The organism is Methanofervidicoccus abyssi, assembly GCF_004310395.1.
In the GTDB taxonomy this organism is placed as follows: domain Archaea; phylum AGJL01; class Methanococci; order Methanococcales; family Methanococcaceae; genus Methanofervidicoccus; species Methanofervidicoccus abyssi.
Window position 1 is genome coordinate 78299 of the sequence record NZ_BFAX01000001.1, and the last position, 23694, is coordinate 101992.

At 34.5% G+C, this 23694-nt stretch carries 28 protein-coding genes; 17 read left to right on the top strand and 11 right to left on the bottom strand.

Features of this window, described 5'->3' with window-relative positions; all coding sequences use genetic code 11:
* Positions 1-81: 81 nt before the first annotated feature.
* From MHHB_RS00405 to MHHB_RS00420, 4 genes are read left to right on the top strand one after another with little or no spacing between them, the layout of a single operon-like run.
* Positions 82-711 (top strand): cobalt-precorrin-7 (C(5))-methyltransferase, encoded by a 630-nt coding sequence (locus MHHB_RS00405; protein ID WP_131006647.1) that lies wholly within the window; start codon positions 82-84, stop codon positions 709-711.
* 18 nt (positions 712-729) lie between these two features.
* Positions 730-1167 carry a hypothetical protein gene (locus tag MHHB_RS00410; RefSeq protein WP_131006648.1) on the top strand — a complete coding sequence of 146 codons (438 nt, stop codon included), beginning with the start codon at positions 730-732 and terminating at the stop codon, positions 1165-1167.
* Entirely contained in the window at positions 1118-1462 is a 345-nt protein-coding gene (locus tag MHHB_RS00415) for a hypothetical protein (protein WP_131006649.1), read from the top strand. The genes MHHB_RS00410 and MHHB_RS00415 overlap by 50 nt, the downstream gene beginning before the upstream one ends.
* On the top strand, positions 1434-1739 hold the full coding sequence (locus tag MHHB_RS00420; protein WP_229701890.1) for an FUN14 domain-containing protein: 306 nt from the start codon (positions 1434-1436) through the stop codon (positions 1737-1739). Before MHHB_RS00415 ends, MHHB_RS00420 begins: the two co-directional genes overlap by 29 nt.
* Before the next feature lie 42 nt (positions 1740-1781).
* Here MHHB_RS00420 and MHHB_RS00425 read toward each other — a convergent pair whose 3' ends face one another.
* Positions 1782-2804, bottom strand: a complete 1023-nt coding sequence (locus MHHB_RS00425) for a deoxyhypusine synthase (RefSeq protein WP_131006651.1) — start codon at positions 2802-2804, stop codon at positions 1782-1784.
* Between the two features lie 46 nt (positions 2805-2850).
* Positions 2851-3630, bottom strand: a complete 780-nt coding sequence (locus MHHB_RS00430; RefSeq protein ID WP_131006652.1) for a MinD/ParA family ATP-binding protein — start codon at positions 3628-3630, stop codon at positions 2851-2853.
* Positions 3631-3783: 153 nt separating this feature from the next.
* Here MHHB_RS00430 and MHHB_RS00435 point away from each other — a divergent pair, with 153 nt between their 5' ends.
* Complete coding sequence (locus tag MHHB_RS00435; RefSeq protein WP_131006653.1) at positions 3784-4698, top strand: CBS domain-containing protein; 915 nt, start codon at positions 3784-3786, stop codon at positions 4696-4698.
* Here MHHB_RS00435 and thiC read toward each other — a convergent pair.
* Positions 4695-5975, bottom strand: a complete 1281-nt coding sequence (gene thiC / locus MHHB_RS00440; RefSeq protein ID WP_131006654.1) for a phosphomethylpyrimidine synthase — start codon at positions 5973-5975, stop codon at positions 4695-4697. The two genes, MHHB_RS00435 and thiC, sit on opposite strands and share 4 nt — an antisense overlap.
* Before the next feature lie 178 nt (positions 5976-6153).
* On the opposite strand from thiC, the gene fen reads away from it, so the two are divergent.
* The 4 genes from fen to MHHB_RS00460 all read left to right on the top strand — a co-directional run bounded on the left by fen (position 6154) and on the right by MHHB_RS00460 (position 8829).
* Complete coding sequence (fen, locus tag MHHB_RS00445) at positions 6154-7122, top strand: flap endonuclease-1 (protein ID WP_131006655.1); 969 nt, start codon at positions 6154-6156, stop codon at positions 7120-7122.
* A 28-nt stretch (positions 7123-7150) separates the two neighbouring features.
* Positions 7151-7744, top strand: a complete 594-nt coding sequence (locus tag MHHB_RS00450) for a hypothetical protein (protein ID WP_131006656.1) — start codon at positions 7151-7153, stop codon at positions 7742-7744.
* Positions 7745-7757: 13 nt separating this feature from the next.
* Positions 7758-8255: a hypothetical protein gene (locus MHHB_RS00455; RefSeq protein WP_131006657.1), complete on the top strand. Its 498-nt coding sequence runs from the start codon at positions 7758-7760 to the stop codon at positions 8253-8255.
* 103 nt (positions 8256-8358) lie between these two features.
* A complete protein-coding gene (locus tag MHHB_RS00460) occupies positions 8359-8829 on the top strand; it encodes a deoxyuridine 5'-triphosphate nucleotidohydrolase (RefSeq protein ID WP_131006658.1) in 471 nt (156 codons plus the stop codon).
* 369 nt (positions 8830-9198) lie between these two features.
* Here MHHB_RS00460 and MHHB_RS00465 read toward each other — a convergent pair whose 3' ends face one another.
* Positions 9199-10527, bottom strand: a complete 1329-nt coding sequence (locus MHHB_RS00465) for a prephenate dehydrogenase (protein WP_131006659.1) — start codon at positions 10525-10527, stop codon at positions 9199-9201.
* A 103-nt stretch (positions 10528-10630) separates the two neighbouring features.
* Between MHHB_RS00465 and MHHB_RS00470 the strand changes: the two genes are divergently transcribed.
* From MHHB_RS00470 to MHHB_RS00485, 4 genes are all read left to right on the top strand, one after another.
* Positions 10631-13633, top strand: a complete 3003-nt coding sequence (locus tag MHHB_RS00470; protein ID WP_131006660.1) for an AAA family ATPase — start codon at positions 10631-10633, stop codon at positions 13631-13633.
* On the top strand, positions 13630-14034 hold the full coding sequence (locus MHHB_RS00475; protein ID WP_131006661.1) for a type II toxin-antitoxin system VapC family toxin: 405 nt from the start codon (positions 13630-13632) through the stop codon (positions 14032-14034). The genes MHHB_RS00470 and MHHB_RS00475 overlap by 4 nt, the downstream gene beginning before the upstream one ends.
* 9 nt (positions 14035-14043) lie before the next feature.
* On the top strand, positions 14044-15099 hold the full coding sequence (locus MHHB_RS00480) for a M42 family metallopeptidase (RefSeq protein WP_131006662.1): 1056 nt from the start codon (positions 14044-14046) through the stop codon (positions 15097-15099).
* A 400-nt stretch (positions 15100-15499) separates the two neighbouring features.
* Positions 15500-15979, top strand: coding sequence for a type II toxin-antitoxin system VapC family toxin (locus MHHB_RS00485; RefSeq protein WP_131006663.1), 480 nt, complete (start codon positions 15500-15502; stop codon positions 15977-15979).
* 180 nt (positions 15980-16159) lie between these two features.
* On the opposite strand, the gene MHHB_RS00490 is transcribed toward MHHB_RS00485, so the two are convergent.
* Positions 16160-17104: a malate dehydrogenase gene (locus MHHB_RS00490; RefSeq protein WP_131006664.1), complete on the bottom strand. Its 945-nt coding sequence runs from the start codon at positions 17102-17104 to the stop codon at positions 16160-16162.
* Positions 17105-17261: 157 nt separating this feature from the next.
* Here MHHB_RS00490 and MHHB_RS00495 point away from each other — a divergent pair, with 157 nt between their 5' ends.
* Positions 17262-17480, top strand: a complete 219-nt coding sequence (locus MHHB_RS00495; RefSeq protein WP_229701891.1) for a hypothetical protein — start codon at positions 17262-17264, stop codon at positions 17478-17480.
* A 4-nt stretch (positions 17481-17484) separates the two neighbouring features.
* Here the strand turns inward: MHHB_RS00495 and MHHB_RS06445 are convergent, their stop codons facing one another.
* Genes MHHB_RS06445 through MHHB_RS00505 form a run of 3 tightly spaced genes read right to left on the bottom strand, consistent with a single transcriptional unit; the run spans position 17485 to position 18609 of the window.
* Complete coding sequence (locus MHHB_RS06445; protein ID WP_153801560.1) at positions 17485-17625, bottom strand: hypothetical protein; 141 nt, start codon at positions 17623-17625, stop codon at positions 17485-17487.
* Entirely contained in the window at positions 17609-18178 is a 570-nt protein-coding gene (cyaB, locus tag MHHB_RS00500) for a class IV adenylate cyclase (RefSeq protein WP_131006665.1), read from the bottom strand. The genes MHHB_RS06445 and cyaB overlap by 17 nt, the downstream gene beginning before the upstream one ends.
* Complete coding sequence (locus MHHB_RS00505) at positions 18175-18609, bottom strand: ACT domain-containing protein (RefSeq protein ID WP_131006666.1); 435 nt, start codon at positions 18607-18609, stop codon at positions 18175-18177. The genes cyaB and MHHB_RS00505 overlap by 4 nt, the downstream gene beginning before the upstream one ends.
* A 96-nt stretch (positions 18610-18705) precedes the next feature.
* Between MHHB_RS00505 and moaC the strand changes: the two genes are divergently transcribed.
* Both moaC and MHHB_RS00515 read left to right on the top strand, forming a co-directional pair.
* Complete coding sequence (moaC, locus tag MHHB_RS00510) at positions 18706-19164, top strand: cyclic pyranopterin monophosphate synthase MoaC (protein WP_131006667.1); 459 nt, start codon at positions 18706-18708, stop codon at positions 19162-19164.
* 11 nt (positions 19165-19175) lie between these two features.
* On the top strand, positions 19176-20138 hold the full coding sequence (locus MHHB_RS00515; protein WP_131006668.1) for a diphthamide synthesis protein: 963 nt from the start codon (positions 19176-19178) through the stop codon (positions 20136-20138).
* Positions 20139-20343: 205 nt separating this feature from the next.
* Here MHHB_RS00515 and hdrB read toward each other — a convergent pair whose 3' ends face one another.
* Together hdrB and hdrC are read right to left on the bottom strand one after the other, a co-directional pair.
* Positions 20344-21231 (bottom strand): CoB--CoM heterodisulfide reductase subunit B, encoded by an 888-nt coding sequence (gene hdrB / locus MHHB_RS00520; RefSeq protein ID WP_131006840.1) that lies wholly within the window; start codon positions 21229-21231, stop codon positions 20344-20346.
* Positions 21232-21252: 21 nt separating this feature from the next.
* The gene (hdrC, locus tag MHHB_RS00525) at positions 21253-21840 is read right to left on the bottom strand and encodes a CoB--CoM heterodisulfide reductase subunit C (protein WP_131006669.1); all 588 of its coding nucleotides are present in this window, start codon (positions 21838-21840) and stop codon (positions 21253-21255) included.
* 403 nt (positions 21841-22243) lie between these two features.
* Here hdrC and MHHB_RS00530 point away from each other — a divergent pair, with 403 nt between their 5' ends.
* The gene (locus tag MHHB_RS00530) at positions 22244-22654 is read left to right on the top strand and encodes a hypothetical protein (RefSeq protein WP_131006670.1); all 411 of its coding nucleotides are present in this window, start codon (positions 22244-22246) and stop codon (positions 22652-22654) included.
* Between the two features lie 306 nt (positions 22655-22960).
* Here MHHB_RS00530 and MHHB_RS00535 read toward each other — a convergent pair whose 3' ends face one another.
* Positions 22961-23686: a TIGR00297 family protein gene (locus tag MHHB_RS00535; protein WP_131006671.1), complete on the bottom strand. Its 726-nt coding sequence runs from the start codon at positions 23684-23686 to the stop codon at positions 22961-22963.
* Positions 23687-23694: the final 8 nt, after the last annotated feature.

A 23694-nucleotide genomic window follows, 5' to 3' on the forward strand; every position in this document is an offset into this window, starting at 1 on the left:
ATATATTATTAGATTATATCTTCTGAAGAAGCCAAGAATAGTAACAATAAATATAAATGATAAGAAGTAATAATATTATATATGAGAGTATATATTGTAGGTATAGGACCAGGAAGTAAGGAGTACCTCACATTAAAGGCTGTTGAAACTGTAAAGAACGCTGATATCGTTGTAGGTAGTAAAAGAGCCTTAGAACTCTTCGACATTGAGGAAGATAAGTGGTATATCTTATCTAAAAATATTGTAGAGGATTTAAAAAAAGTAATAGAATATGCTAAAAAAGAGAAGAAAAGTGTTGTAATACTATCAACAGGAGATCCTTGTTTTAGCGGATTGTTAAAAACTCTGTTAAAGTACAACATAGTAAATAGAGAAGATATAGAAGTTATTCCTGGTATCTCTTCTATCCAAGTTGCAGCCTCCAAACTTAAAATCTCCTGGGAGGACTACCACATACTCACTCTCCATGGTAAAGAGGAGAATAGGAAAGTATTGCTGGATCTTATTAAAGATAATAAAAAGGTGATCTTTTTACCAAATAAAAATCTGAAGGAGGATATAGAGTATCTGATAGAGAACGGTGTAGATGAAAATAAAGAAATAGTAATATGTGAAAATTTAACGTATCCAAAGGAGAGGATAATAGAGTGTAAATTAAAAGAAGTCTTACATTTAAATCTATCCTATCTTGTTGTATGTGTAGTGAAGTAACAGGAAGAAGGGGTAGTTATGCTTAAACTCTCTAATATCAAATATCTTCTACCTGTTCTCATAATCTTAACTTCTGTACAAGGTATAAATTTAGTATGTGCTGAAGAGTCCTTTAGTAAGATTGTAGAAGACAGTCCGTACCCAGAGTTTATATATATAGATAAGGAAATACTACCTAAGATCCTCAAAAACTATGGTGTTGATATACCTTCCTTTCTCCTTTTCTTTGTAGATGGAGTATATATTAACCTAGAAAATCCTGAAGAAAAAGCTGTTAAGACACCAATATGGTTCTTAGTAAAGATAGCCAAATCTCTAAATCTACTGGATGAGAATATAAATGCAGAAGGAGGGTTTATATTTATGGACTCTAAATATGTGGGAAAACCTGAGTATTATATGAAATATGGAAATCCCGCCTGGAGATATAATTATATACTCCAAAGACTACGTTGAGATTATCAAATTTGAGAAAGAAGATACTACCCATGTCAGTATAGTAGTTAAAAAAGAGAGTTTGACAGACACCATGAGAAATGAATATATAATAGGAAAAATGATAGAAAATATAGATAATATAAATGGTATTAAAGTTAGAGAATCCAACGTCCGAGTTGAAGGAGAGTTAATATTCATCGATATGATAATGGATGCAAATATCTCGGATATAGACAAACTTACAAATATAACAATAACAAATATAAATAATAAAATAAAGGGATATGATGGATATACTTCAGTTCTTACCTGATTTAGGTGTTGGATTTATAAGTGGAGTGGTTGTAGGGTGGGGAATAAAGGTAGCTTTAAAGATAGTTGCTGCTCTAATAGCCCTCTACTTCTTAAGTTTGCTCTATTTGGCAAAACTAGGTGTGATTACTATAAATAAAGATGCACTCTTAGGGTTGTTGGGAAGTGTAGAGAACTCTCTTGTATCCTTTGGAGGTCAGATAGTGGGACTGATTCATTCCCTTTCTCTGGGTACAGGATTTGTGGCAGGATTTATAGTAGGATTTAAGAAAGGATAAATAGCGTGTATTTCCCTTTGCACTTCTTTTTGATTGTAATTGCTACTTCTTTTTAAATACACAATATACAAGCAGTGGGAATACCAAGGTAGCGTCTGCCCAGATCTCCACGTACTCTGCTCCCTTTTGGATCTTCCCCCAGGATATCCCTTCCTCTGGTGGAGCACCACTTAGAGAGCCATCCCAGGGAACCCCAGTAGTTATATATATGGCATAATCAGTACCTTCTCTAAAGAGGTTTGCATTTATTACACTGTGCTTAGGAAGGGAGCCCCCCAATACGATACAGCATGTCTTCTTGGAGTATACTGCTATGTTGTTCAACTCTACAACATCTTCAGCTATATCTATCTTTAACTTTGACTTTTTCTCCACCTTGTAGAAGTAGAGCATATCTCCAATAGAGCCATCAGTTATTGCAGGACAAAATACAGGTATATTATTTTTATATGCCCAGTAAAGTATAGATCGCTCCTTTACATCTTTACTAAATTTTTTATCTATTAATTCCCCTAACTTATAACAGAACTCCCTTGTAGATACTATCTTCTTCTCCTTCTCCTGTAGTTCCTCCAAATATTCAAAGAAATTCTTCATATATTTCTCAAATTCAATATATCTGTCATTTGGAACTAGTATATTTCCTATTCTGTTTATACCTTCCTCTCTTAACTTGGCTCCATTGAGATGCCAGTCTCCAATAATAAAAGGTTTTATACACTTTATAAAATCTTCTTCAACACCTCCAGCAGTAGTTACCAACACATCTACTTTCTTATGTTTCACAAGATAGGCTATGATCTCCCTTAATCCAGAAGATACTATGTTGGAAGTATAAGCCATAAATACTGTGATCTCATTTCTATCCTTCTCCCTCGCCATCTCTACCTTTTTCCATATCTCAATAGCCTTTCCAAGCTGTGTCCCTTGAAATCCTATCCTCTTGTAATAATTCATCAGGATATCTGATAGATCTATATCCCTATCTAACCACGGGCCTTCTACACTTAAGCCTTGGATATCTCTGCTCTCCTTTAACACAATATCTTTTGTCCTTTTCTCCATCTTCTCACAGCTCTACAGCCTTAGTCTTTTTGATGTGAAGAAGGATTTAAATGGACTCTTTATCTTCTTTTTCACTTTTTCCCAATATCTGACTCTTAAACTCTTTTGCTATCTTTATAGCTCTCATAGTAGCCAGGTCTTTCTCAATGTAAGACTCTGCTAATTCTCTGGCTAAGAAACTTAGTTCTTTTCCAAAAGATGTCTTCTTCTTTATTATAGGTTCTCCTCTAATCCAATGTTCTTCTACATCTTCATCGTAGGGTAATATTGCAATAATATTGTCTATCACATCCTCATAATTTACAATGCCTCTATCCTTGTTTATAATAGTACCTATCACATCAATACCTAAGGTATCTAACAACTCCAAGGTTTTTAATGTCCCTCCTATTCCAGGTATACTATCTTCGCCAACTACTATCATTTTACAGGCGAGTTCCTCATTAGAGAAGAGTATATTTCCTTCGGTGATGTTCGGTGGTAGATCGAGTATAACTACTTCGTAATCTTCATCGATATAATTTATCAGATCTATAAATTTTCTTATATCAAAATCTGTGTTGAATGCGTTAGGAGTAGAGTCACTAACTATAATAGAGAGGTTCTCATATTCGTGTATAATTTCATCTATTGTATACATTCCATTTAAGTAGGTATTTATTGTCTCTGGAACGGATTCCATATTAAAAAATAGAGCACTGTTGCCACCGTATATATCACAGTCTATATATATCGTTTTTATAATATCGCTGATATAATATGCAATATTTATTGCAAGGGTTGTTTTTCCAGTGCCTCCCTGAATGTTGTAAAATCCTATCTTCATAATATCTCCTGAAAAAATTGTTATTAATTAATAGATAAAGATATTTAATTTAAATATAGTTATGATATATATTATTATTATAAATTATTATAACTATAATAAGAGTTATATTAATTATTAATTTTTTAACCTTGATATTAAAAGGTGTCCTTTATGGATCTAACTGTAATTCAAAAGGAGATTCTTCAAGAGTTGATAAATATCTACGAGGAAAAAAATAGGCCTGTTAAGGGAACTGAGATAGCAAAGAGATTGAATAGAAACCCTGGAACTATAAGAAATCAGATGCAAGCCTTGAAGGCACTGAACTTGGTAGATGGTGTACCTGGCCCTAGAGGTGGGTATATTCCAACGAGTTACACCTACAAGGTATTAGGTTTAACCTACGAAGATATCATAGAGGTACCTATATACAAAGGAGATAAAAAGGTTGAGGGTGTGTGTGTTGAAAAGATAATCTTCGATACTGTTGCCCATGAGAAGGCCTGCTCTTCCATGATACAGATAAGAGGAGATACAAGGTTGTTCAAGGAAGGGGATATAATAAGAGTAGGTCCTACATATCACAACAAGATCGTAGTATTTGGTAAAGTTATTGGAAGAGATGATATAAACCATATACTCCTAATAAATGTTATGGGGGTTGCAAGCGTTCCAAACATAAAAGTGGAAACTGTGGCCATAAAGGAAAAACTTATATGGATAGAACCTACTACGAAGATAAAGGATACTGCCAGAATCCTCTATGAAAATAGTATAAGTGGAGTACCTGTTATATCTAACGGTAAGTTAGTTGGGGTATTTACCTATCATGACTTAGCCCATGCAATCTCCAAGAATATGGAAAATCAACCTGTAGAGAAGGTAATGACAAGAGATCCTATCACCATCACACCAGACAAGAAAATATACGACGCTCTTATACTCATGGAAGAGAAGGATATAGGTAGGCTGATAGTAGTAGATAAGGATGGAAGAGTAGTAGGTATTATTACAAAGACTGATGTTTTAAAACTTATTGGAGGAGCACTTTTTAACAAGATACTGAAAAATATAAAGGGAGATTAATCCTTAAATATACTCTCCGCTATCAATAAAGCACAGAGATCTCCACAGACACTACAAGCTTTCTCATTAGAAGAAGGCAATTCTTCTCTCATCTTCTTAGGTTTCTCCTTATCAAAGGCTAGTTGAAACTGTTTCTCCCATAGGTGATGTTTCCTAGCGAGGGCCATCTCTTTCTCCATCTCCCAAGCTATCTTATTACCTCTTGCAATATCTGCAGCCTGGGCTGCTATCTTTGTAGCAATAAGTCCCTCCTTTACATCCTCCTCCTTCATCAGTCTAACATGTTCTGCAGGGGTAACATAACATAGGAAGTTTGCACCTGCATATCCAGCAATGGCTCCCCCTATAGCTGCAGTGATATGATCGTAACCTGGTGCCATATCTGTTACAACAGGACCTAGTACATAGAAGGGAGCATTTTTACAGATGGATTTCTGTAGCCTTACGTTACTCTCTATGTTGTTGAGAGGAATATGACCAGGACCTTCTACCATGGCCTGCACCCCAGCCTCCCTACACCTCTCTACAAGTTCACCCAGTACAATAAGTTCATGTATCTGAGCCCTATCTGTACCATCACATAGACATCCAGGCCTCATCCCATCTCCTAAACTTATAGTTACATCATACTCCTTCAGTATCTCTAACAGGTAGTTAAAGTTCTCGTAGAGAGGATTTTCCTTACCATGATGGATGATATATGCAGCCAAAAATGCCCCTCCTCTACTTACTATCCCCATTATTCTATTACTCTTCTTCAAAGTTTCCACAGTTTCCTTAGTGATACCGCAGTGAAGAGTCATAAAATCTACCCCTTCCTTAGCCTGCCTCTCTATGACCTTAAATATTAAATCTTCATCCATATCTACTACGCTTCCATACTTCTTCTTGGACTCAACTCCTACCTCGTATATAGGTACAGTCCCTATAGGTAATTTAGTGTGCTTCATAATAGTTTTTCTTATCTCAGGTAAGTTTCCTCCAGTACTTAAGTCCATTATAGCGTCTGCACCGTATTTGTTGGCAATTTCAGTTTTTCTTATTTCCATTTCTATATCTACACAGTCTGGAGAGGTCCCAATATTTACATTTACCTTTGTTCTTAAACCTTCTCCAATACCAACAGGTGTTGTATCTCTATGAACATTTTTTGGGATAACAACGTATCCCCTGGCAATAAGTTTTCTCAACCTCTCAGGATCTATTCTCTCCTTTTTAGCAACTTCCTTCATCTCTTCTGTTATTATCTTATTTTTGGCATCTATCATCTGAGTCATAGGATTCACCAGAATAAAAAAAATTATTATAATAATAATATTATATTAGAGTTTATAATCTACTAAGGTTTGGTATTTATAACTTTTATACTTACCATTTATTAACCATTTATTAATAATTTAATATATCAAAATTTTTAATTATAATTTTATAATCAAATATTAAAATGGTGAGTAGATGGGAGTGCAGTTTGGTGATTTTATCCCAAAGAAGGAGATAACCTTAAAGGATCTCAAGGGTAAAACCTTGGCTATAGATTCGATGAATATTCTATATCAGTTTCTCTCCAGTATAAGATTGAAGGATGGTAGTCCCTTGAGGAATTCAAAGGGAGAGATCACATCTACCTACAACGGTCTCTTCTATAAGAATATATACATGTTGGAAGAAGGTATTACTCCTGTATGGATTTTCGATGGAAAACCACCTAAGTTGAAGTACATGACATGGAAGGAGAGAAAGAAGATGAAGGAAAAGGCAGAAGAGGAATATAAAAAGGCGAAGGAGGAAGGAAAATTGGAAGAGATGTACAAGTATGCAAAGAGAGTTAACTATCTAGATCCAAAGATAATAAATAACTCAAAGAAACTGTTAAAACTTATGGGAATACCATACGTGGAGGCACCTTCAGAGGGAGAGGCCCAGTGTTCCTACATGGTGAAGAAGGGAGATGCCTATGGAGTAGTTAGTCAGGATTACGATGCACTTCTCTATGGAGCTAGTAGAGTCGTTAGAAACATAACTACAAATAAGCCTTTGGAGTTGATAGAGTTGGATACTGTATTAAATCATCTGGGTATAACCTTGGAGGATCTCATAGATATGGCGATACTCATAGGTACAGATTACAACATAGGAGGGGTAAAGGGTATAGGTCCAAAGAAGGCGTTAGAGATTGTAAAGAATAAGAAGATGAAACTCTATTCAAAGTACATTCCAAACTATGAGGAGATAAAGGAGATATTCAGAAATCCAAAGATAACTGACAACTACGAGATAAAGTTAGAGTATCCAGATATAGAGGGCTTAAAGAAGTTTCTTATAGATGAGATGGACTTTTCAGAGAAACGTGTGCTCCCACATATTAAAAAGTTGGAGAAAATACATGAGAGAAAGTACCAATCTACATTAGAGGCATGGTTCTAATTTTATAAAAAAACGCTGAAGTGAGAAAATGATCAAGATATATAGGTTTACAGGACTCTCGGCACTTTTAATTATTTTACTGATACTTCTACTTCTATTCTTCCTTATTTTACTAATATCTCCATTTATTATATTACTCACATTTCTTATAATTCTCTATCTTGTGTATAGGAAATTTAAAAAATCTATATCTAAACTCCTGAAAAACTTAAGAAAGAAAAAGATAAAGATATCAGGTAAATCTACCAAGGGAGAGGTAGAGATACATTTTGCAAAGAACATACCCCTAGAATCTGGAAATGACCTTAAAAATATGAGCACTTTGGAAATAGACCCAGAGCTGGATGATTTTGTAAAGTATCTAATAAGTAAAGGTTTTAAATACGACAGTGAAAGTGGAACACTGTATTGTGAAAATAAATCAGTTTATCCCCTCTATAAGGAAACATACCCTGTCAATAATATAATTAGACTCTATAACTCCAAACCTGATAGAGATATTATAGTTTTGGGACTTAAGGGAACGCCTAACAATCCTAAGTTTATTTACATTATACCTGTAGAAGAAGCTAAGGAGAGGATGTCCATAGAAGAACTTAAAAGGTATCTAAAAAAGTTTTAAACAGGGTAATGTTATGGATGTATATGAGGTACTGTTTCAGAAATGTTTGGAACATATGGTTATAGTGGATGGTAAAAAAATTCCTCTCTGGGCTATATCCAAAGAAGATATCGAAGAAGAAAAAGTATGTTTTGACTTAGAGTGGGAGAGTCTTCAAGATCTGGTAATATTTCTCTATGAGCTTAAAATAGAACAGAGGAACTCCAAGGAACTTATAAAGTTTCCTATAGAGAAGATACTGATAGGTATTGCATTTTTGAAATCTAAGAAATCTGGATATTCAAACACAGATGACACGAGTAATATTTGTATAAACTATCTAAGTGATATTATAACTGCAAGGATAAACTGTATATCTAAATACTACTATCTCATAAAAAAACCACTAAATACAAATATCTTTGACGAAGTTATTCTTAAATTTCCTCAAAAAAAAGATATTAGGACTAACAACATAGAAGATATAAAAGAGATTGTTTTTAAACTTAAAAATTTACAGTTTGATATATAGAACCTTTTTCCTACTCCGTCCAGTGGACATAATCTACTTACTATGGAGGTTGAGGTTTTTTGTAAGTTTTCTATCTCTTTTAAAATATATTTTTGGGATAACTATGATCTTAGGACCTAAGCTATCTAAGAAGTTCGTAGAGATAATGGATGATACACAGGTACAACAGTGTGGTATAGATCTGAGAGTTGGGAGTATATATAGGATAGAAGGAGAAGGAGTCCTAGACTACAGCAATGAAAAGAGAAAACTTCCAAGTTATAGAAAGATATTCTCTTCAGAGAATGACATTAAGATCTCCCTTGACAGAGGAATATATCTTATAAAGGTGGCAGATAAAATTAAGATACCTGAAGATATGGCTGCCTTGGTATATCCAAGGAGTAGTTTATTAAGAATGGGATGTACTCTATACACTGCAGTACATGATCCAGGATACGAAGGATATCCTGAGTATCTTTTAAATGTGATGAACCCCATCACAATATATAGGTATGCGAGGGTTGCCCAGATCCTCTTTATCAGAAGTAGTGGTGTAGTTGGTACCTACTCCGGTATTTATCAGAAAAGATAATTACTTTAGTTTCTTTTAACTATAATAAAAAATAATATTAACATTATAAATAATTTAAAAAAATAAAATTTATAAAACTTATAAGAAGAGAAATCTCACTTTTTTAGTATATAGTATAGTCTAAGAAACAAAGGCTTATTTTACCCAGTGTGTTTATTCTTTATTTAGATATTAAACTTTAAGATTTATTTTTTATTTTTTATGATCCTTGAGTATATTAAACTCTGTTAAGAATATAACAGGTGAAAAGTAAAGTATAACTTTTATCTTTCTGGACTACGGTAAGTACTGGAGAAGTAAGTAGGATTTCTGTTAGATATTTTCTCAATATTGTTATTCTCAACACCAAATATTACAGTTTTAAAAAATTTACTCTTTATATCTTTCCTTTCCTCCTATGTTTCTAATCACTTCTAAGAAATGCTTTTTTAACTTAGGTAGTTCTTCTCTGTTATAGCTATAAATTCTAAAGGTAATACTTTTAAACCCTTTCTCTACCTTCTCCTTCTGATAGACATCTAAGATCTCAACGTCGAACATTCCCTTTAAGAGTTTCAGTATGATCTTTTCATCTACGCTCTCTCTGAAGAGCACGGATATATCGTAGAAGTACCTATTTAAGTTTTTCTTTTTCCATTCTTCCAATTCTTCCTCTCCCATAAGAGATACGTTGGCTATGTTTATCCTTACCTCCTTACCATTTTTACTTAAAACTATAGTATCATCCACAATATCCTTCAAAATTCCATAATGAATATTTCCTGTGTAGATGTGCTTCAATGCCACCTCCTTACCTATGGACTCCTCCAACTTCTCCATCTCCTCGATAATCGCCCCAACAGCCTTGTTTGAATATCTCAATCCCCTTACAGCCTCACTTCCAAAGTGTTTAGCAGCCTCCTTCATTATATTAACAAAGGATTCTCTGTCCTTTCTGGCAACTACGTCTTTTATCTTTATACATTCCTTTATAAAGGTTTCATGGATATGTCCTATCTGGGGGTTGTACATCTGGATATCTGCATATAGGTAGGGATTCTGCCCTATAATTCTCCCTATAATGTTTATCATTAGTTCGTATATAGGTGAAGCATATTTCCTAGACTCCTTTATATCTACATTCAACTCCTTTAACGTTGTCCCAAGGGATATATAGGCGTAATGAGTTAAGCCCTGGATAACCCCCATCACCTTATCGTGCTCTCTTGGAGACATTATCACCACTCTTGCCCCTTCCCTCTCCAGGAAGTCCATTAATTTTTTAAACCAGGGATTTGACATGTGTTCTTTAGAAGGTGTGAGTATTACAACCTGTCTTTTCAGAGATGGAGTGGAAGGTCCGAACATGGGATGAGTAGGTATAACACATACTCCTTCCCTGGCATACTCCTCCATGGTTTTAGCAGGTATCTCCTTTATAGATGTGATGTCCATGAAGAGAGAACCTTCTCTGACATGGGGTGCTACTTCTCTTATTACACTCTCTGTGACATTTATAGGTACAGCTACTATTACAATATCTCCCTTTTTTGCAGCCTCTATATTGTCTCTTGTAAATGTCACTCCTAACTCTTTTTCTACATTTCTTCCCTTATCTACATCCCTTCCAGTGACAACTACATCAAAATCTCTACTCTTCAAGAATCTTGCAAACCACTTTCCCAACCCATCAGTTCCACCGATTATCGAGACTATCATAGTTACTCCTTTAGTTTTTTATTGATAAAATTATTATAATAGTTTTATAAAAATTATTAATAATTTTAATAAGAAGTGATCATTGTTTATCTTGGTGGAGAATATGATATTAAAGAGTATTACTTTGGAGAATTTCAGGAGTCATAGATATACCCAGTTATCTTTTAACAAAGGTATTACAACGATAATAGGTCCTAATGGTAGTGGAAAATCCTCTATATTCGAGGCTATGAGTTTTGCACTCTATGGAATCTCAGATTATACGATAGAGGAGTTGATAAGGAAGGGAACAGGAAGGTTCAAAGTGGAACTTACATTTGAGTTAGGTGGTAATATCTACAGGGTGGTTAGGAGCAGGGGCAGGAGATCTTCTGGAGATAGTGTAAATAAGTTATATATAAATGGAAGACTCTATGCAGAGGGCAGTAAGGAGGTTAATAAGAGGATAAAGGAGATCTTAGGCATAAATCACGATGTATTTCTAAATGCTATCTATATAAAACAGGGTGAGATAGACAATCTTATAAATATCAGACCTGCTGAGAGAAAGAAGATCATTGGAGAGATCTTGGGTGTAGGTAGGTATGAGAAAGTTTGGAGGGAGATGGGAGATGTTATAAGTAGATTTAAAAATAAGTTAGAGAATATAAAAGGACAACTTTCGAGAAAGGAAGTGATGGAAGAGGAGATTAAGGAAGTGAAAAAAGAGATAGAAAATATGGAGAGAGAATTGAATAGGTTAAAGGAAGATTGTAAGGAGATAGAAGGTGAGTATCAGAATAAGAAAAATATTTTAGAAGAATACAATGAAAAGGAAAGGAAATACAACGAGTTGACGAGTAAGATTGATAATATTGATAACCGTATTAAAAGATTTGAAAATGAAAAGGAGAATTTAGAGAGAGATCTTGAGAGTATCAGGGATCGGATGGATATACTTAAAGATACGGAGATGAACTACAAGAGATACTGTAAGATCGAGGAGGAGTTGAAGAATGAGGTACTCGCTGAGATGGATAGATACGAGGAATACTATCAGCGCTACAAAGGACTTGATGAGGTTAGGAATAAGTTGGAGAAGAATATAGAAGATATCAATAGGAAGATGAAGGAAGAAGGAGTTGGGGATATTCAGTTAGAAGATGTAGAGAAGAAGATAGATGTTATAAAGAGAAGATTGAAAGAGTTAGAAGAGATATGGGAAAAACTCTCTGAGTTGGAGAATTTGAATAGTAGGTTAGAAGAGATAAATGGATATATAGAGGAGCTGAATAGGTGTAAAGAGGGGTATTTGGAATACAAGAAAATAGATAAAAAATTGGGAGAGTTGGAGACTAAAATTTTGGAACTTGAGAAGTTAAAGGTGGAAAAGAAAAATATAAAAAGTGCAATAAAGAAGTTGAAAGATGAGATATCGAAGTTAAAGGAAGAGTTAAAGCCTTTAAAGGAGATTGAAGAGAAAATAAAAAAGGAGGATGAATTGGAAAATAAGTTAAAGGAGTACAAGGAAAAATTCCAGGAATTAAATAGTGAGATAACAGAAAGAAAAACTAAGATAAAGGAGTTAGAGGAGATTATAGAGAAACTCAGTAAGGCCGGTAACAAGTGTCCCCTCTGTCAGTCCGATATTGACGATTCCAAGAAGGAGAGTCTCCTAAGTAAATATAGAGAAGATCTTGAAAAAATGGAAAACGAGTTAGAGAAACTTTACGAAGAACAGGAGATGTGTAGAAAAGAGATATTCAGGTTAGAGGGATTATTGAAAGAGATAAGTAGTTTGAAAAATGAATACGGGAGATTGAAGGAGAAGGAGAGAAACCTCCAGAACAAATTGCAGGAGTTGGATAAATACAGTAAAGAACTTCAGCATGTAAATAATGAGATAAAGAAGTATATAGATGCGGAAAAGGAGAAGGAAGAGTTGAAGAAGAAGAAAGAGAGTTTGGAGGAAATGTATAGAAGATATCAAACCTCTGAGGATTATCTAAAGGGAGTAAATAGGGAGGAACTACTAAAGAGGAAGAAAGAACTTTCAGAGGTTGTAAGGGATTATAACAAGGAGAGGATAAATGAAGAGAGAGAATACCTTAGTGGTGAGTTAGATAGATGGACTGACATTAAGATGTGGATAGTAGATAAGAGGGAGAAAGAGAAGGAGTTAAATAATGTTCTTAATGAGATGAAAAATATCAAAAAATACTTTGATCACTATATGAATTTAAAGGAAAAGAAGGACTCCTTAGAGAAAGATAGAGAAAAGTACAGGAGAGATTACGAGAGATATGAAAAAGCCCGAGCAGTGTTGGAGGACTACTCAAAAAAATATAACGTAGATATTTTCAACTTGATAGACACGCTGGAAAAAAGTATTAGGGTAGTAGAGGAGACATTGAAAACCTGTATGAGTAAGAGGGAAGAGTATAGAAGGGAGATAGAATCCCTAAAATACGATAGTGAGGATCACAATAGGATAAAGAAAGAGGTTGATGAGATTCTTAATAATCTGACCTCTATGGAGAGAGAGATAGGAGAATATAACGGCCGCTTAAAGTCTCGCAGGAGAGATTTGAAGAACCGCCTTGAAGAACTAGATAAATTAAAGGAGTTAGAAAAAGAAAAAGAGAAATTAGAAAGATTTATAAAATATTTAGAAAATATTAGAGAAAAAGTATTTTCCAAGGATGGGTTTCAACAATACCTTAGAAAGAGATATACTCCTCTTATCCAGAGATACACAAACGAGATATTCAGTGAATTTGAGTTGCCTTACCACTACATCCAGATAAAGGAGGATTACGATATTCTAGTAGATGAATTCCCTGTAAAGAATCTAAGTGGGGGAGAACAGATAGCAGTCTCATTGGCACTACGTTTAGGTATAGCAAAGGCTCTATGTAGCAGTTTGCAGTTTATCATATTGGACGAACCTACTGCCTTCTTAGATGAGGATAGACGTAAAAAACTGTTAGATATATTTAAAAGTATAAAAACTATCTCCCAGATATTCATAATATCCCATCATCAGGAGTTAGAGCAGATAGCAGACAGCACAATCCATGTCACTAAGAGAGGAGGTATCTCCTACGTATCCCAGGGGATAACGTGATCCTGGTGGTGCCTGATACCAACTTTTTAATATACAGTGTTAAACATGGAATAAACATAGACTACGAGTTAGACAGGTTATTTAATATATATAAGGTTATAATACTGAAGTGTGTAAGGGAGGAGTTGGAAAAACTTAGGGAGAGGTTAAAGGGCAAGGATAGATACTCTGTATTACTTCTTCTATCTCTTATCAGAACGTATGAAGAAGAACGTGAAAATATCCCTGGGAAATATACCGACGAGATAATACTGAACTACGCCTTAAAATGTAGGGAGGAGGAAAAAAAGGTTGTGGTATGTACAAATGATAAAGAATTGAAGGGAAAACTCCTTGATATAGGCATTCCTGTAGTAGTTGTTAAACAGAAGAAGTACTTTGAACTACAAGGGTATATATAAGGTGATAGAATGGAGGTATTAGAATATCTCAAAGAGTTGTCTCTCGCAGATGGTATCTCTGGTAGGGAAGACAGTATAAGGAGTATAATGGAGAGAGAACTTAAAAAGTACTGTGAAGAAGTATTCACAGACAGATTAGGTAACCTAATAGGTAGGATGGGAGATAAGGGGCTTAAACTTATGTTAGCTGCCCATATGGATGAGATTGGTTTAATGGTGAAGTACATAGATGAGAAAGGATTCCTGAAATTTATAAAAGTTGGAGGTATTAACGATCAGATGCTTCTAAATCAGAAAGTTGTAGTACATACAAGGAATGGTAAAAGAATTATTGGAGTCTTAGGTTCAAAGCCACCCCACAAGATGAAAGAGGAAGAGAGAAACAAGATGATAAAATACGAGGACATGTTTATAGATATTGGGGCAAAGGATAGAGAGGATGCGAAGAAAATGGGAGTGGATATTGGAGATTGGATAACCTTCAAATCGGAGTTTGACATCCTTGGAAACAACAGGGTAACATGTAAAGCCTTTGATAACAGGATAGGTTGTGCCATCCTATTAGAGGTTGCTAAAAGGTTAAAAGAAGAGGATATAAAATGCCAGGTGTATTTCGTAGGTACAGTTCAAGAGGAAGTAGGATTAAAGGGTGCTAAAACTTCTGCCTTCAGAATAAACCCAGACGTAGCAATTGCTCTGGATGTAACTATCTGTGGAGATCATCCAGGGATCAACATAGAAGAAGCTCCTGTGGAGTTGGGAAAGGGTCCTGTTGTCTGTATAGTAGATGGTGCTGGAAGAGGACTTATTGCTCACAGAGATGTATTGAAGATGATAGAAGATGTCTCTAAAAAGTACAACATCCCAGTACAGTATGAGGTTGGAGATGGAGGTACAACAGATGGGACTGCCATATATCTTACAAGGGAGGGGATACCTACAGGAGTTATCTCTGTACCTGCTAGATATATCCATACTCCCGTAGAGGTCATAGATCTATCTGATTTGGAGAATGCCGTTAATTTGATAGTTAAATGTGTCGGAGAGGTGGACAAGTACTTCTGAAGAGATTATAATCCCACTAAAATTATAGCTAATTAAAACTTAAAATAAAAATGATAAAAAAGAACCTAAAAAAATCTAAAAGGTGAAATAAACAAAAAATGTGATTTTATTAATTAATAATAAAATAGTGAATCTCGCTTTATTTTCGGAAATACTCTAATTACTAGAATGGACAAGATAAGATCTTGTTAAATCTTTTTCTTCTTGGAGGCATCTAATCCTACTCTAATAGTCTAATAGTATGAATAAAACTCTGTCAACAATGAAATTACTCTCTTTCCAAAATATAGAGGAGTTTTTTTATTTTTTACCTTAGTAGATTTATTTTTTTGATTATTATAATTATTTTTGAATTGTGGTTTAGTTAATTATTTAAAAAGAAGTAATCTAAGGCGATATTATGATAAAAGTATTGGACGCTTCTTCTTTTATCCATGGGTATAACCCATCCTTAGAGGAAGGAGAGCACTATACTACCAGCAGTATAGTTGAGGAAGTAAAGAGTAAGAAGGATATTATATATCTTGCCTTAGAATATGGAAAATTGTTTATCAAAGAACCTAAAAAAAAGACTGTGGAGATGGTAAAAAAAGCTTCTGTAGAAACTGGAGACACCTTATCTCAGAGCGATATAGAAGTACTTGCCTTGGCTATCGATTTAGGAGGGGTACTCTATACAGACGACTATGGCCTACAGAATGTAGCGAGAAAACTATCTGTCCCATTTAAACCTATACTATCCAAGGGGATAAGAAAAGAGTTTAGATGGAGATTAGTATGTAAAGGATGTAAAAAAATATACAGTATAGATCATAAAGAGGATATCTGCGAGATCTGTGGAAGCCCCCTGGAGAGAAAGATGATCAAAAAAAGAAGATAATTATGTAAAGAATAAAATAACCTCAGTTTTCATCAAAGTAATAGTTATATAACAACACATAAGTTTTTTCTCTCTTCTACTCGACAAGATTTTCCAACAGGGTGATAGTATCTTACCAATAGGATAAAATTTCTCTTGTTTAGTAGTAATTCCGTATTATTTTTTATTTTTTATTTGTATTTAAATATTCTTTATATCCTCCCAGCAGGCCTTTAAAACCTGGACAGAATGTTTAAAGGTTTCAAGTTCCTCAGGGCTTATCCTTATAGGCACTATCTCCTCGATACCTTTCCTACCTAACTTAACAGGTACCCCTATACATATACCACTTATACTGTCTATCTCTCCATCCAGGTATGTAGAAAGTGTTAATACTCTCTTGTCGTCGTTGATTATTGTTTTTATCACATTAACCACAGCAGAGGCGGGACCATACTCTGATCCTCCTTTTAATCTAATTATCTCTTCCCCCCTACTCTTCACAAGTTCCACTATCTCCTTGTATGGTAGGTTCTCGTAACCTGGCATCCTACTTATAGGAATTCCCCCAATCGCCGTTGCACTTAAAAGAGGTACCATTGTATCTCCATGCTCCCCTATTATTCTCGTCCTAACCTCCCCTATATGTACCCCAAAGTACTTTGCAATAGCCACTTTAAACCTCATAGAATCTAAATGAGTACCTAATCCAAATACCTGACTTCTGTCATAGCCACTTTCAAAGAGCGCTTTCTGGGTCATAATATCTACAGGATTTGTTATTATAAACAATTTAGTATCACAGGTTTTAGATATATCTTTGACGTAGTTCTTAATAATCTTTGCATTTGCCTTTGCAAGATCCAGCCTGGACATCCCATCCTTCCTGGGCACCCCTGCAGAGATTATTGTAATCTCACTACCATCTACAGCATCTGGGATCTCCTTATCACTGTAGATCTCTATCTCTGCATCCCTGGCTTCTGCTGCAAGGGCATCGTACATATCCATTCTAATACCCTCTAATTTTTTTAGAGACTTCTCCCTGGATATAAGAACTATATGTTTTATAGAAGGTTCCCTTGCAAGTAAAAAGGACACTGTAGATCCTATCCTCCCAGAAGCTCCAATAACAGATATCTTCACCCTCTCACCTATAATACTTTTGAATAGAAAGTATTAAATATTATTACTAATGATTATATTATTAATAACCATTTATCTTTAGAAAGTAATATATAGTTAAAGTTTTTTTTAGTATATCTAAAGTATACTTTAACACTGTATCTAGGAGGTATTTACTATGGAAAGAGATAGTAGTATCCTAGATATAGAGGAGATAGACATTTTAGCTATTGGACTACTACTCACAGCCCCTATGATGTCTGAATATGAGATGAAATGTATTATATGCAAACTGAAAAAAATAGCAAGAAAAAAGAAAATGATGAATTACAAAAGTATTAATGAGATACTAGACGACTGGGCTAATAAAGCCTACCAGTTAACTATGAAGTATTAAACTACTATATCATCAGGAAATAGGGGATAAGGGAGAGTAATATAATTATCCCTATGAATACAGTTAGTAGTTTCTTTAACTCCTTATCATAATTTTTATTATATTTTTTATTTTTATTATATTTATTTTTACCTTTCTTTTTCATAGATATCCCTCAACTCCAAATAAGATAGTCTTATCAACCTCTCATCACTGATATTTAAAGATCTGATTAAGTCCATAAGATCCTTCATGGCATCTTCTCTCTCAGATTCGGATTTAACAGTTTTTTCAAATTCGGCGAAATATCCTATTCCCTCTACCTCGTCAATAGATACAGTTATATCTCCACTGTTTTTGTATATCTCCCTTATCTTCTTAATTGGAGGTAGTGATTTAAATCCAAGTTTTTCTAGTATTACCTTAGTAACATCTCCATCATTTACAATAACCTGATACTCCTCCCTAGTCTTTGATTTATCGTCTATCTTTGGCCCCTTGTAAGTTAAATAGTAGTTTATATACTTCTTGTGGAAATCTACAGCTTTTCTAACCCTAAGTGCCTCGTCAGTTTTTCTAAAATCCCTATCTATGCCGTTAAAGTAGGTATCGATTTCCTCCATTTTAGTATATTTTTTAAATCCTAAATTTTCCAGTTTGCGGATAAGATTTGGTATTTCATCTTTCTTCAATCTAACTTTTAATTCTACTTCAATCATAATACCACCAAACTTTTAATATAGGGCTTTAATACTCTCTTTAACTCTTCCACATCTACGTTCTCTATCTCAAGCCAGATAACCACATTGTTCTTTTCCTTTTCAAGAGTTGTTGATAATATATTACCTCCTATCTCCGATATCTTCGAAGATATATCTGCTAGTAATCCTATCCTATCCTCAGCCACTATCCTGATCTTCCTAGTTAGTAAACTGATATTGCCTCTCTCTATTAGATACCTTCCTTCTTCTGTTAAATAAACCCCTCCATTTTTACCCTTTTTTGTAATTACTAGCCCTAAATCCCTTAAAACCCTTATATATCTATCTACATTCTTCGGATGTATATTTAGCTTACTGGAGATCTCTTTAACTGTGTTACACTCTGTTAGAAGTTCCATTATTTTTTTAGTCGTACCCTCAACCCTCATCTTCCCACAGAGGTATAATTTTACTATATCGTAACTGTTATTTATTATTAATTATTACCTTGTTATTAAATTTTAACAGTTAAAAAGGTGAAAAAAATGTTGACCCATGTGGATGAAAAGGGAGTGAAGATGGTAGATATCTCAGATAAAGAAGATAAAAATAGAGTATGTATTGCAAGGGGCTTTATTAAATTAAAACCTTCCACAGTAGAGGCAATATCTAAGGGAGAAGTAATAAAGGGAGATGTACTAACTACAGCCCAGGTTGCAGCGATAATGGCCGTGAAAAACACTCCAAGTATAATACCTTTATGTCATCCTATCCCTATAACTGGAGTAGATGTTAAATTTAAAACTAAGAAAGACGGTATAGAAGTAGAGGTGAAAGTAAGAACTACTTATAAAACAGGTGTAGAGATGGAAGCACTTACAGGAGTTTCAGTGGCACTTTTAACAATATGGGATATGGTAAAATCTATTGAGAAAGATAAAAATGGACAATATCCAGATACCGAGATAGATAGTATAAAGGTTGTAAGTAAGAAAAAGGAGTAAGGTTTGATAGGATGTGGGATTTGGAAAAGGAGAAGGTTATAAGAGAGATATTAAGGTATAAGGGAAAGAGAATACTATTCCAGGCTCCTGAAGGGTTGAAGTTAAATGTGGAGAGGGAGATAGATAGTATAAAGAGATACTTTAAAGATAGAGGTTGGAAAGATATGGAATTTATAATGTGGGGAGGGAGTGCCTTTGGGGCCTGTGATATATGTGACAAGGAGGGGAAGTATCTAAATGTAGATCTTATTATACACTATGGGCATGAAGAATTGCCTTACGTAAGATCGGAGATACCTGTTGTCTATATTCCAGTTTATTACAAACCTGATAGAGAACATTTGATGGGGATCTACAGAGATATCGATAGAATACTTGGAAAGTATAAAGATCCTGTAATAACTACTACTGTACAGTTCAAAAAGATTCTCAGTAGGTATAATCCCCATTTAATACTTGGTTGTAGGGCCGATATAATCTTAGATGATAATAGAGATATTCTCTATATAGGAAGTGGAAGATTCCACCCCTTAATGTTAGCATATAAATTTAGAAAGGAGATACCTGTATATAACCCTATAACAAGAGAGTTCTTCAAGATAGGGAGAGATGAAGTTGAAAGTTTTATAAAAAAGAGGTTAGGAGTAATATCCAAGTTGTATCTAAATCCCCCCAGGAAAATTGGAGTTATACTATCTACAAAAAAGGGCCAGTGTAGAATAAGTGTATTCGAGAGAATAATTAAGATACTCAAGGAGAGAGGTATAAAATATATTCCAATTGTCTTAGATAACATCAACCCTGAAGACCTCGTATATAACGTAGATGCCTACGTTGTATGTGCCTGTCCAAGGATAGTGCTAGATGACTATATAAAATATAGAAAGATACTTCTAACACCTAAGGAGTTTGAGATGTATATAAATAATGACTTCAATTACCAATTGGATGAAATACGTCCTGAGGATTTTTAGTAGGTAGAGTAGTTAAACTATTAAAAAATCTTAAGATACTTGATAAAGAATAAAAAAGGATAAAATCTCGAGTTCTCACCTATACTGAGCACTGGAGGAATAGGAGATTTAATTTTATTATATATTTTATTATACATTATTATTATATTTATTGTTCTAATTATGTTCTAATTTATGTTTAAAAATATTATAAATAAAGTAAAAATTATTTCTTCAACCCCAACTTCTCAAGCACTGGATCACAAGATATAAAGTGTAGATCTAGGGCGACATCTTCAGGTTTCATACCCATGGCAAGGCCCAACAACTGGGAGTAGTGTATAACTGGTAATGAATACTCTCTTCCAAATTTCTCTTTTATCTCTATCTGTCCCCTGTCAAACTGTAGATGACAGAATGGACATACTTCTGTAATACAGTCCCCTCCTGAGTTAAGTACATTTCTTATTTTCATCTCTGTGATTTTCAGTGCTGTCTCTAAGTCTCTAGCTCTTACACCTCCTCCAGCACCACAGCACATCTGTTTATCTGGGTAGTTAATAGATTTAGCACCTATAGCCTCTACAAGGGCATCGAAGGATTTTGGCCTTTCTGCACTCTCTATCTTTTTTATATCAGTTGGTTTCAAATAGTGACATCCGTAATGAACAGCTACGTTTAAGTTCAATGGCCTTACGACCTTCTCCCTTATGGCATCTGGGCCGTAGTCGAAGTAGAGTACCTCTGGCAGATGTCTAACACGTACCTTTCCCTTGTACTCGTAGCCGTATTTTGAAAGGATCTTATTAACCTTCTCCCTTGTCCTCTCGTTCTCATGGAGTATATGGTTTGCCTCGTAGAGAGAACCGTAGCAACCGTTACAGATAGTTAGTATATCTAACCCTTTCTCCTCTGCAACACAGAGGTTCCTCCCTGCAAGGGTTAGCCATGTTAGTAAATCGAAGGAACCAAATACTCCTGGGGCGGGACAACAGGAAGCCTTCTCAAAGGGATGTAACTTTATACCTAACTTATCCAACGCCTTATAGGTTGCACTCTCTATACCAGGATACCTGTTAGGTGCAATACATCCAAGGAAAAAAATGAATTCCATCTCCTTCATAGTTTCACCTTTTTAGTCAACCTCTGTCCAGTCCTTAGTTTTAATCTCCTCTAATTTCTTAGTTTCAGGGTTGATACCTGCATTTTTACAGAATCCAGTATCTTCCATAATTCCCCTTATATGCTCCAATACTTCTGGATACTTGTAGGTTGTTGGAGGTACCTCAGTTAAGCCTATGTTCTTCCTAACATCCTTTATCTTGTCGTTTATAGGTACTGCATGACCAGTTAAAAATACGTAAAGTGCAGTTTTTCTATGGGCTAGGGCAACGTATCCCATCTGGAAGGCTACATTTCTCATAGCTTTGATGATTTCTGTGATCTTAACATCTCTTGGACATCTCTCGTAGCAGGTATAACATGTTGTACATTTCCAAAGGTCTTCACTTTTTATATAATCTCCATATCCGAATAAGGCGGCTCTTATTAACTTTCTCGTTCTATATGCAGTTACTCTTCCACTTGGACATCCTCCTGTACAGGTCCCACACTGGTAGCACCGAGAAAAAGATCTTATTATATTTTCTTCTCCTATGTTTTGTCCAATCTCCACCATTTTTTTTGGAAGTTTTGGATTAAAGTCTTTGGCACTTATAACCATGGTATCACCTCTATTTTTACTATGGAATGGTGTATATTTAAATGGTAGTTATTGATACCTTTCTATAATACAGATGTATAAACCCTTTTAATTAACAGTGAAGCTTATAAATAATGTAAGTTAATATTAATTATAGAATAATCTAATAAAGAGAAAATACAGATAAAAAATTAATAATGTAGATATTGTCCCCTACTTTACACTGTATATTAAGAAAAATAGAATAAATTTCTGTTAATCTTTGTTCTTTTTATAATAATTTTTTAATCTTGTTATTTATTGTTTTTAATTTTTTAATATTATTTTTAAGTATATACTTTTAATATGGATATTCATGCCTATGATATCATAGATATCATAATACCACCCAACCTGAAATGATATAAAGAATGGTGATTTCTACATGATAGAAGTCAGAGGGAAGTCCCCCAAGGAGATTATTGAAAAGTTGAAGAAGATGGAATTAGGGGGGGAGGATGAAATCTATATAAACACAGAACTATCGAAAGATCTGATAATATATCTACTGGAGAATAGCAACGTAAATACTATATATCTACCACCTTCCAAGTACAGACGTACTAAGAAAAAACTTATTAACGCCTTAAAAGAAATTGGTTTAACTGTTAAATCTCTAAAAGTAAGGGTAGGAAGGCCATCTAAAAACAGAGAAATTGTAACAAGATATATGGATAAGAAACCTTGGGAAATATCTAGGATCACAGGGTTGAATTTAAAAACTGTGGAGTATCATTACTATAAGATTAAGAATAATAGTGAATATAAAGATCGAAAAAATAAAAATAATATATAAAAATGTTCCTGAATGTTTTAAAAGGGAAGATTTCAATTTAAATAATATAAAATATATTACAGTCTTCTCCCCAAGTAATTTAAAATATAATAGTCAAATCTAAAGGAGTTTCTCTTCGCTCTACCTTTATTAGTCGGGCTTCATCAGGAAATCTTTGAAGGAATAAAACTCTCACATCCTCATATCAACAATATATCCACTAGGATATGGTTATTAACAAAAATTTTTTGTTATTTCTTATTGAAGAGAAATTTGGAGTTTTATAAGATTCCGTCTATTCAGTAACACTTATATTTAATGTTTTGTTTAAATCCAAAACATCTCATGGATTTTATACATCACCACAGCAGAGATACATCCTACTATCGTGCATATAAAGTTAACATGTTCGTTGTTCAATATTCCCTTTCTTTCAAAGAGTGCTCCAGAGAGACTATCTGAGAGGTTCCCTAAGATACCTGAGAAGGTACCAATTATAAGAAGGTAGTTGTTGTTGAAAAGTAAAGTGGCTAAAAGACCTATGAGAAAACCACCTACCACACCTACAACGACACCCCATAACGTTATGCCTCCATCAGTACCCTTCTCAACCTTCTCAAAGGTGGTTATCAGCCTTGGAGTTTCTTCAGATAGGACACCTAACTCGGAGGAGAAGGTATCTGAAGTGGCTGCAGAGATAGCCCCCACGTATCCAAAGAGGGCTGTATTATAATCTAGGATACCGAAGATATACATTATCACTACTAAAATTGCCACCAACCCATTTGCAAGTACATTTTTTAGAGATCTTCTCTCCTCATAAAGATTCATAGATTCTTTTTTAGAACGTCCTATCTTACTGACTAAACTACCTAACATCAGGAAACTTAATATTATCAGTAGCCATTTTATATCTGTTCCCATCAGTATGACAAAGGCCATTAGAGTTGAGACTGCTATACCAACGTCATCCAAGTAACCTTTCTTCTTTATTATATATGCTAAGATCATTATCACCATAAAGGAATATATAAACTTTAGATATATCTTCATCACATTTC

Bases quoted from the DNA above. Each gene is read 5' to 3' on its own strand.
- MHHB_RS00485 (WP_131006663.1), top strand. From the start codon at position 15,500: ATGATAAAAGTATTGGACGCTTCTTCTTTTATCCATGGGTATAACCCA.
- MHHB_RS00460 (WP_131006658.1), top strand. From the start codon at position 8,359: ATGATCTTAGGACCTAAGCTATCTAAGAAGTTCGTAGAGATAATGGAT.
- fen (WP_131006655.1), top strand. From the start codon at position 6,154: ATGGGAGTGCAGTTTGGTGATTTTATCCCAAAGAAGGAGATAACCTTA.
- MHHB_RS00455 (WP_131006657.1), top strand. From the start codon at position 7,758: ATGGATGTATATGAGGTACTGTTTCAGAAATGTTTGGAACATATGGTT.
- thiC (WP_131006654.1), bottom strand. From the start codon at position 5,975: ATGACTCAGATGATAGATGCCAAAAATAAGATAATAACAGAAGAGATG.
- MHHB_RS00480 (WP_131006662.1), top strand. From the start codon at position 14,044: ATGGAGGTATTAGAATATCTCAAAGAGTTGTCTCTCGCAGATGGTATC.
- hdrC (WP_131006669.1), bottom strand. From the start codon at position 21,840: ATGGTTATAAGTGCCAAAGACTTTAATCCAAAACTTCCAAAAAAAATG.
- MHHB_RS06445 (WP_153801560.1), bottom strand. From the start codon at position 17,625: ATGAAAAAGAAAGGTAAAAATAAATATAATAAAAATAAAAAATATAAT.
- moaC (WP_131006667.1), top strand. From the start codon at position 18,706: ATGTTGACCCATGTGGATGAAAAGGGAGTGAAGATGGTAGATATCTCA.
- MHHB_RS00435 (WP_131006653.1), top strand. From the start codon at position 3,784: ATGGATCTAACTGTAATTCAAAAGGAGATTCTTCAAGAGTTGATAAAT.
- MHHB_RS00420 (WP_229701890.1), top strand. From the start codon at position 1,434: ATGATGGATATACTTCAGTTCTTACCTGATTTAGGTGTTGGATTTATA.
- MHHB_RS00470 (WP_131006660.1), top strand. From the start codon at position 10,631: ATGATATTAAAGAGTATTACTTTGGAGAATTTCAGGAGTCATAGATAT.
- MHHB_RS00405 (WP_131006647.1), top strand. From the start codon at position 82: ATGAGAGTATATATTGTAGGTATAGGACCAGGAAGTAAGGAGTACCTC.
- MHHB_RS00430 (WP_131006652.1), bottom strand. From the start codon at position 3,630: ATGAAGATAGGATTTTACAACATTCAGGGAGGCACTGGAAAAACAACC.
- hdrB (WP_131006840.1), bottom strand. From the start codon at position 21,231: ATGGAATTCATTTTTTTCCTTGGATGTATTGCACCTAACAGGTATCCT.
- MHHB_RS00425 (WP_131006651.1), bottom strand. From the start codon at position 2,804: ATGGAGAAAAGGACAAAAGATATTGTGTTAAAGGAGAGCAGAGATATC.
- cyaB (WP_131006665.1), bottom strand. From the start codon at position 18,178: ATGATTGAAGTAGAATTAAAAGTTAGATTGAAGAAAGATGAAATACCA.
- MHHB_RS00450 (WP_131006656.1), top strand. From the start codon at position 7,151: ATGATCAAGATATATAGGTTTACAGGACTCTCGGCACTTTTAATTATT.
- MHHB_RS00415 (WP_131006649.1), top strand. From the start codon at position 1,118: ATGGAAATCCCGCCTGGAGATATAATTATATACTCCAAAGACTACGTT.
- MHHB_RS00535 (WP_131006671.1), bottom strand. From the start codon at position 23,686: ATGAAGATATATCTAAAGTTTATATATTCCTTTATGGTGATAATGATC.
- MHHB_RS00505 (WP_131006666.1), bottom strand. From the start codon at position 18,609: ATGAGGGTTGAGGGTACGACTAAAAAAATAATGGAACTTCTAACAGAG.
- MHHB_RS00410 (WP_131006648.1), top strand. From the start codon at position 730: ATGCTTAAACTCTCTAATATCAAATATCTTCTACCTGTTCTCATAATC.
- MHHB_RS00515 (WP_131006668.1), top strand. From the start codon at position 19,176: ATGTGGGATTTGGAAAAGGAGAAGGTTATAAGAGAGATATTAAGGTAT.
- MHHB_RS00530 (WP_131006670.1), top strand. From the start codon at position 22,244: ATGATAGAAGTCAGAGGGAAGTCCCCCAAGGAGATTATTGAAAAGTTG.
- MHHB_RS00465 (WP_131006659.1), bottom strand. From the start codon at position 10,527: ATGATAGTCTCGATAATCGGTGGAACTGATGGGTTGGGAAAGTGGTTT.
- MHHB_RS00495 (WP_229701891.1), top strand. From the start codon at position 17,262: ATGGAAAGAGATAGTAGTATCCTAGATATAGAGGAGATAGACATTTTA.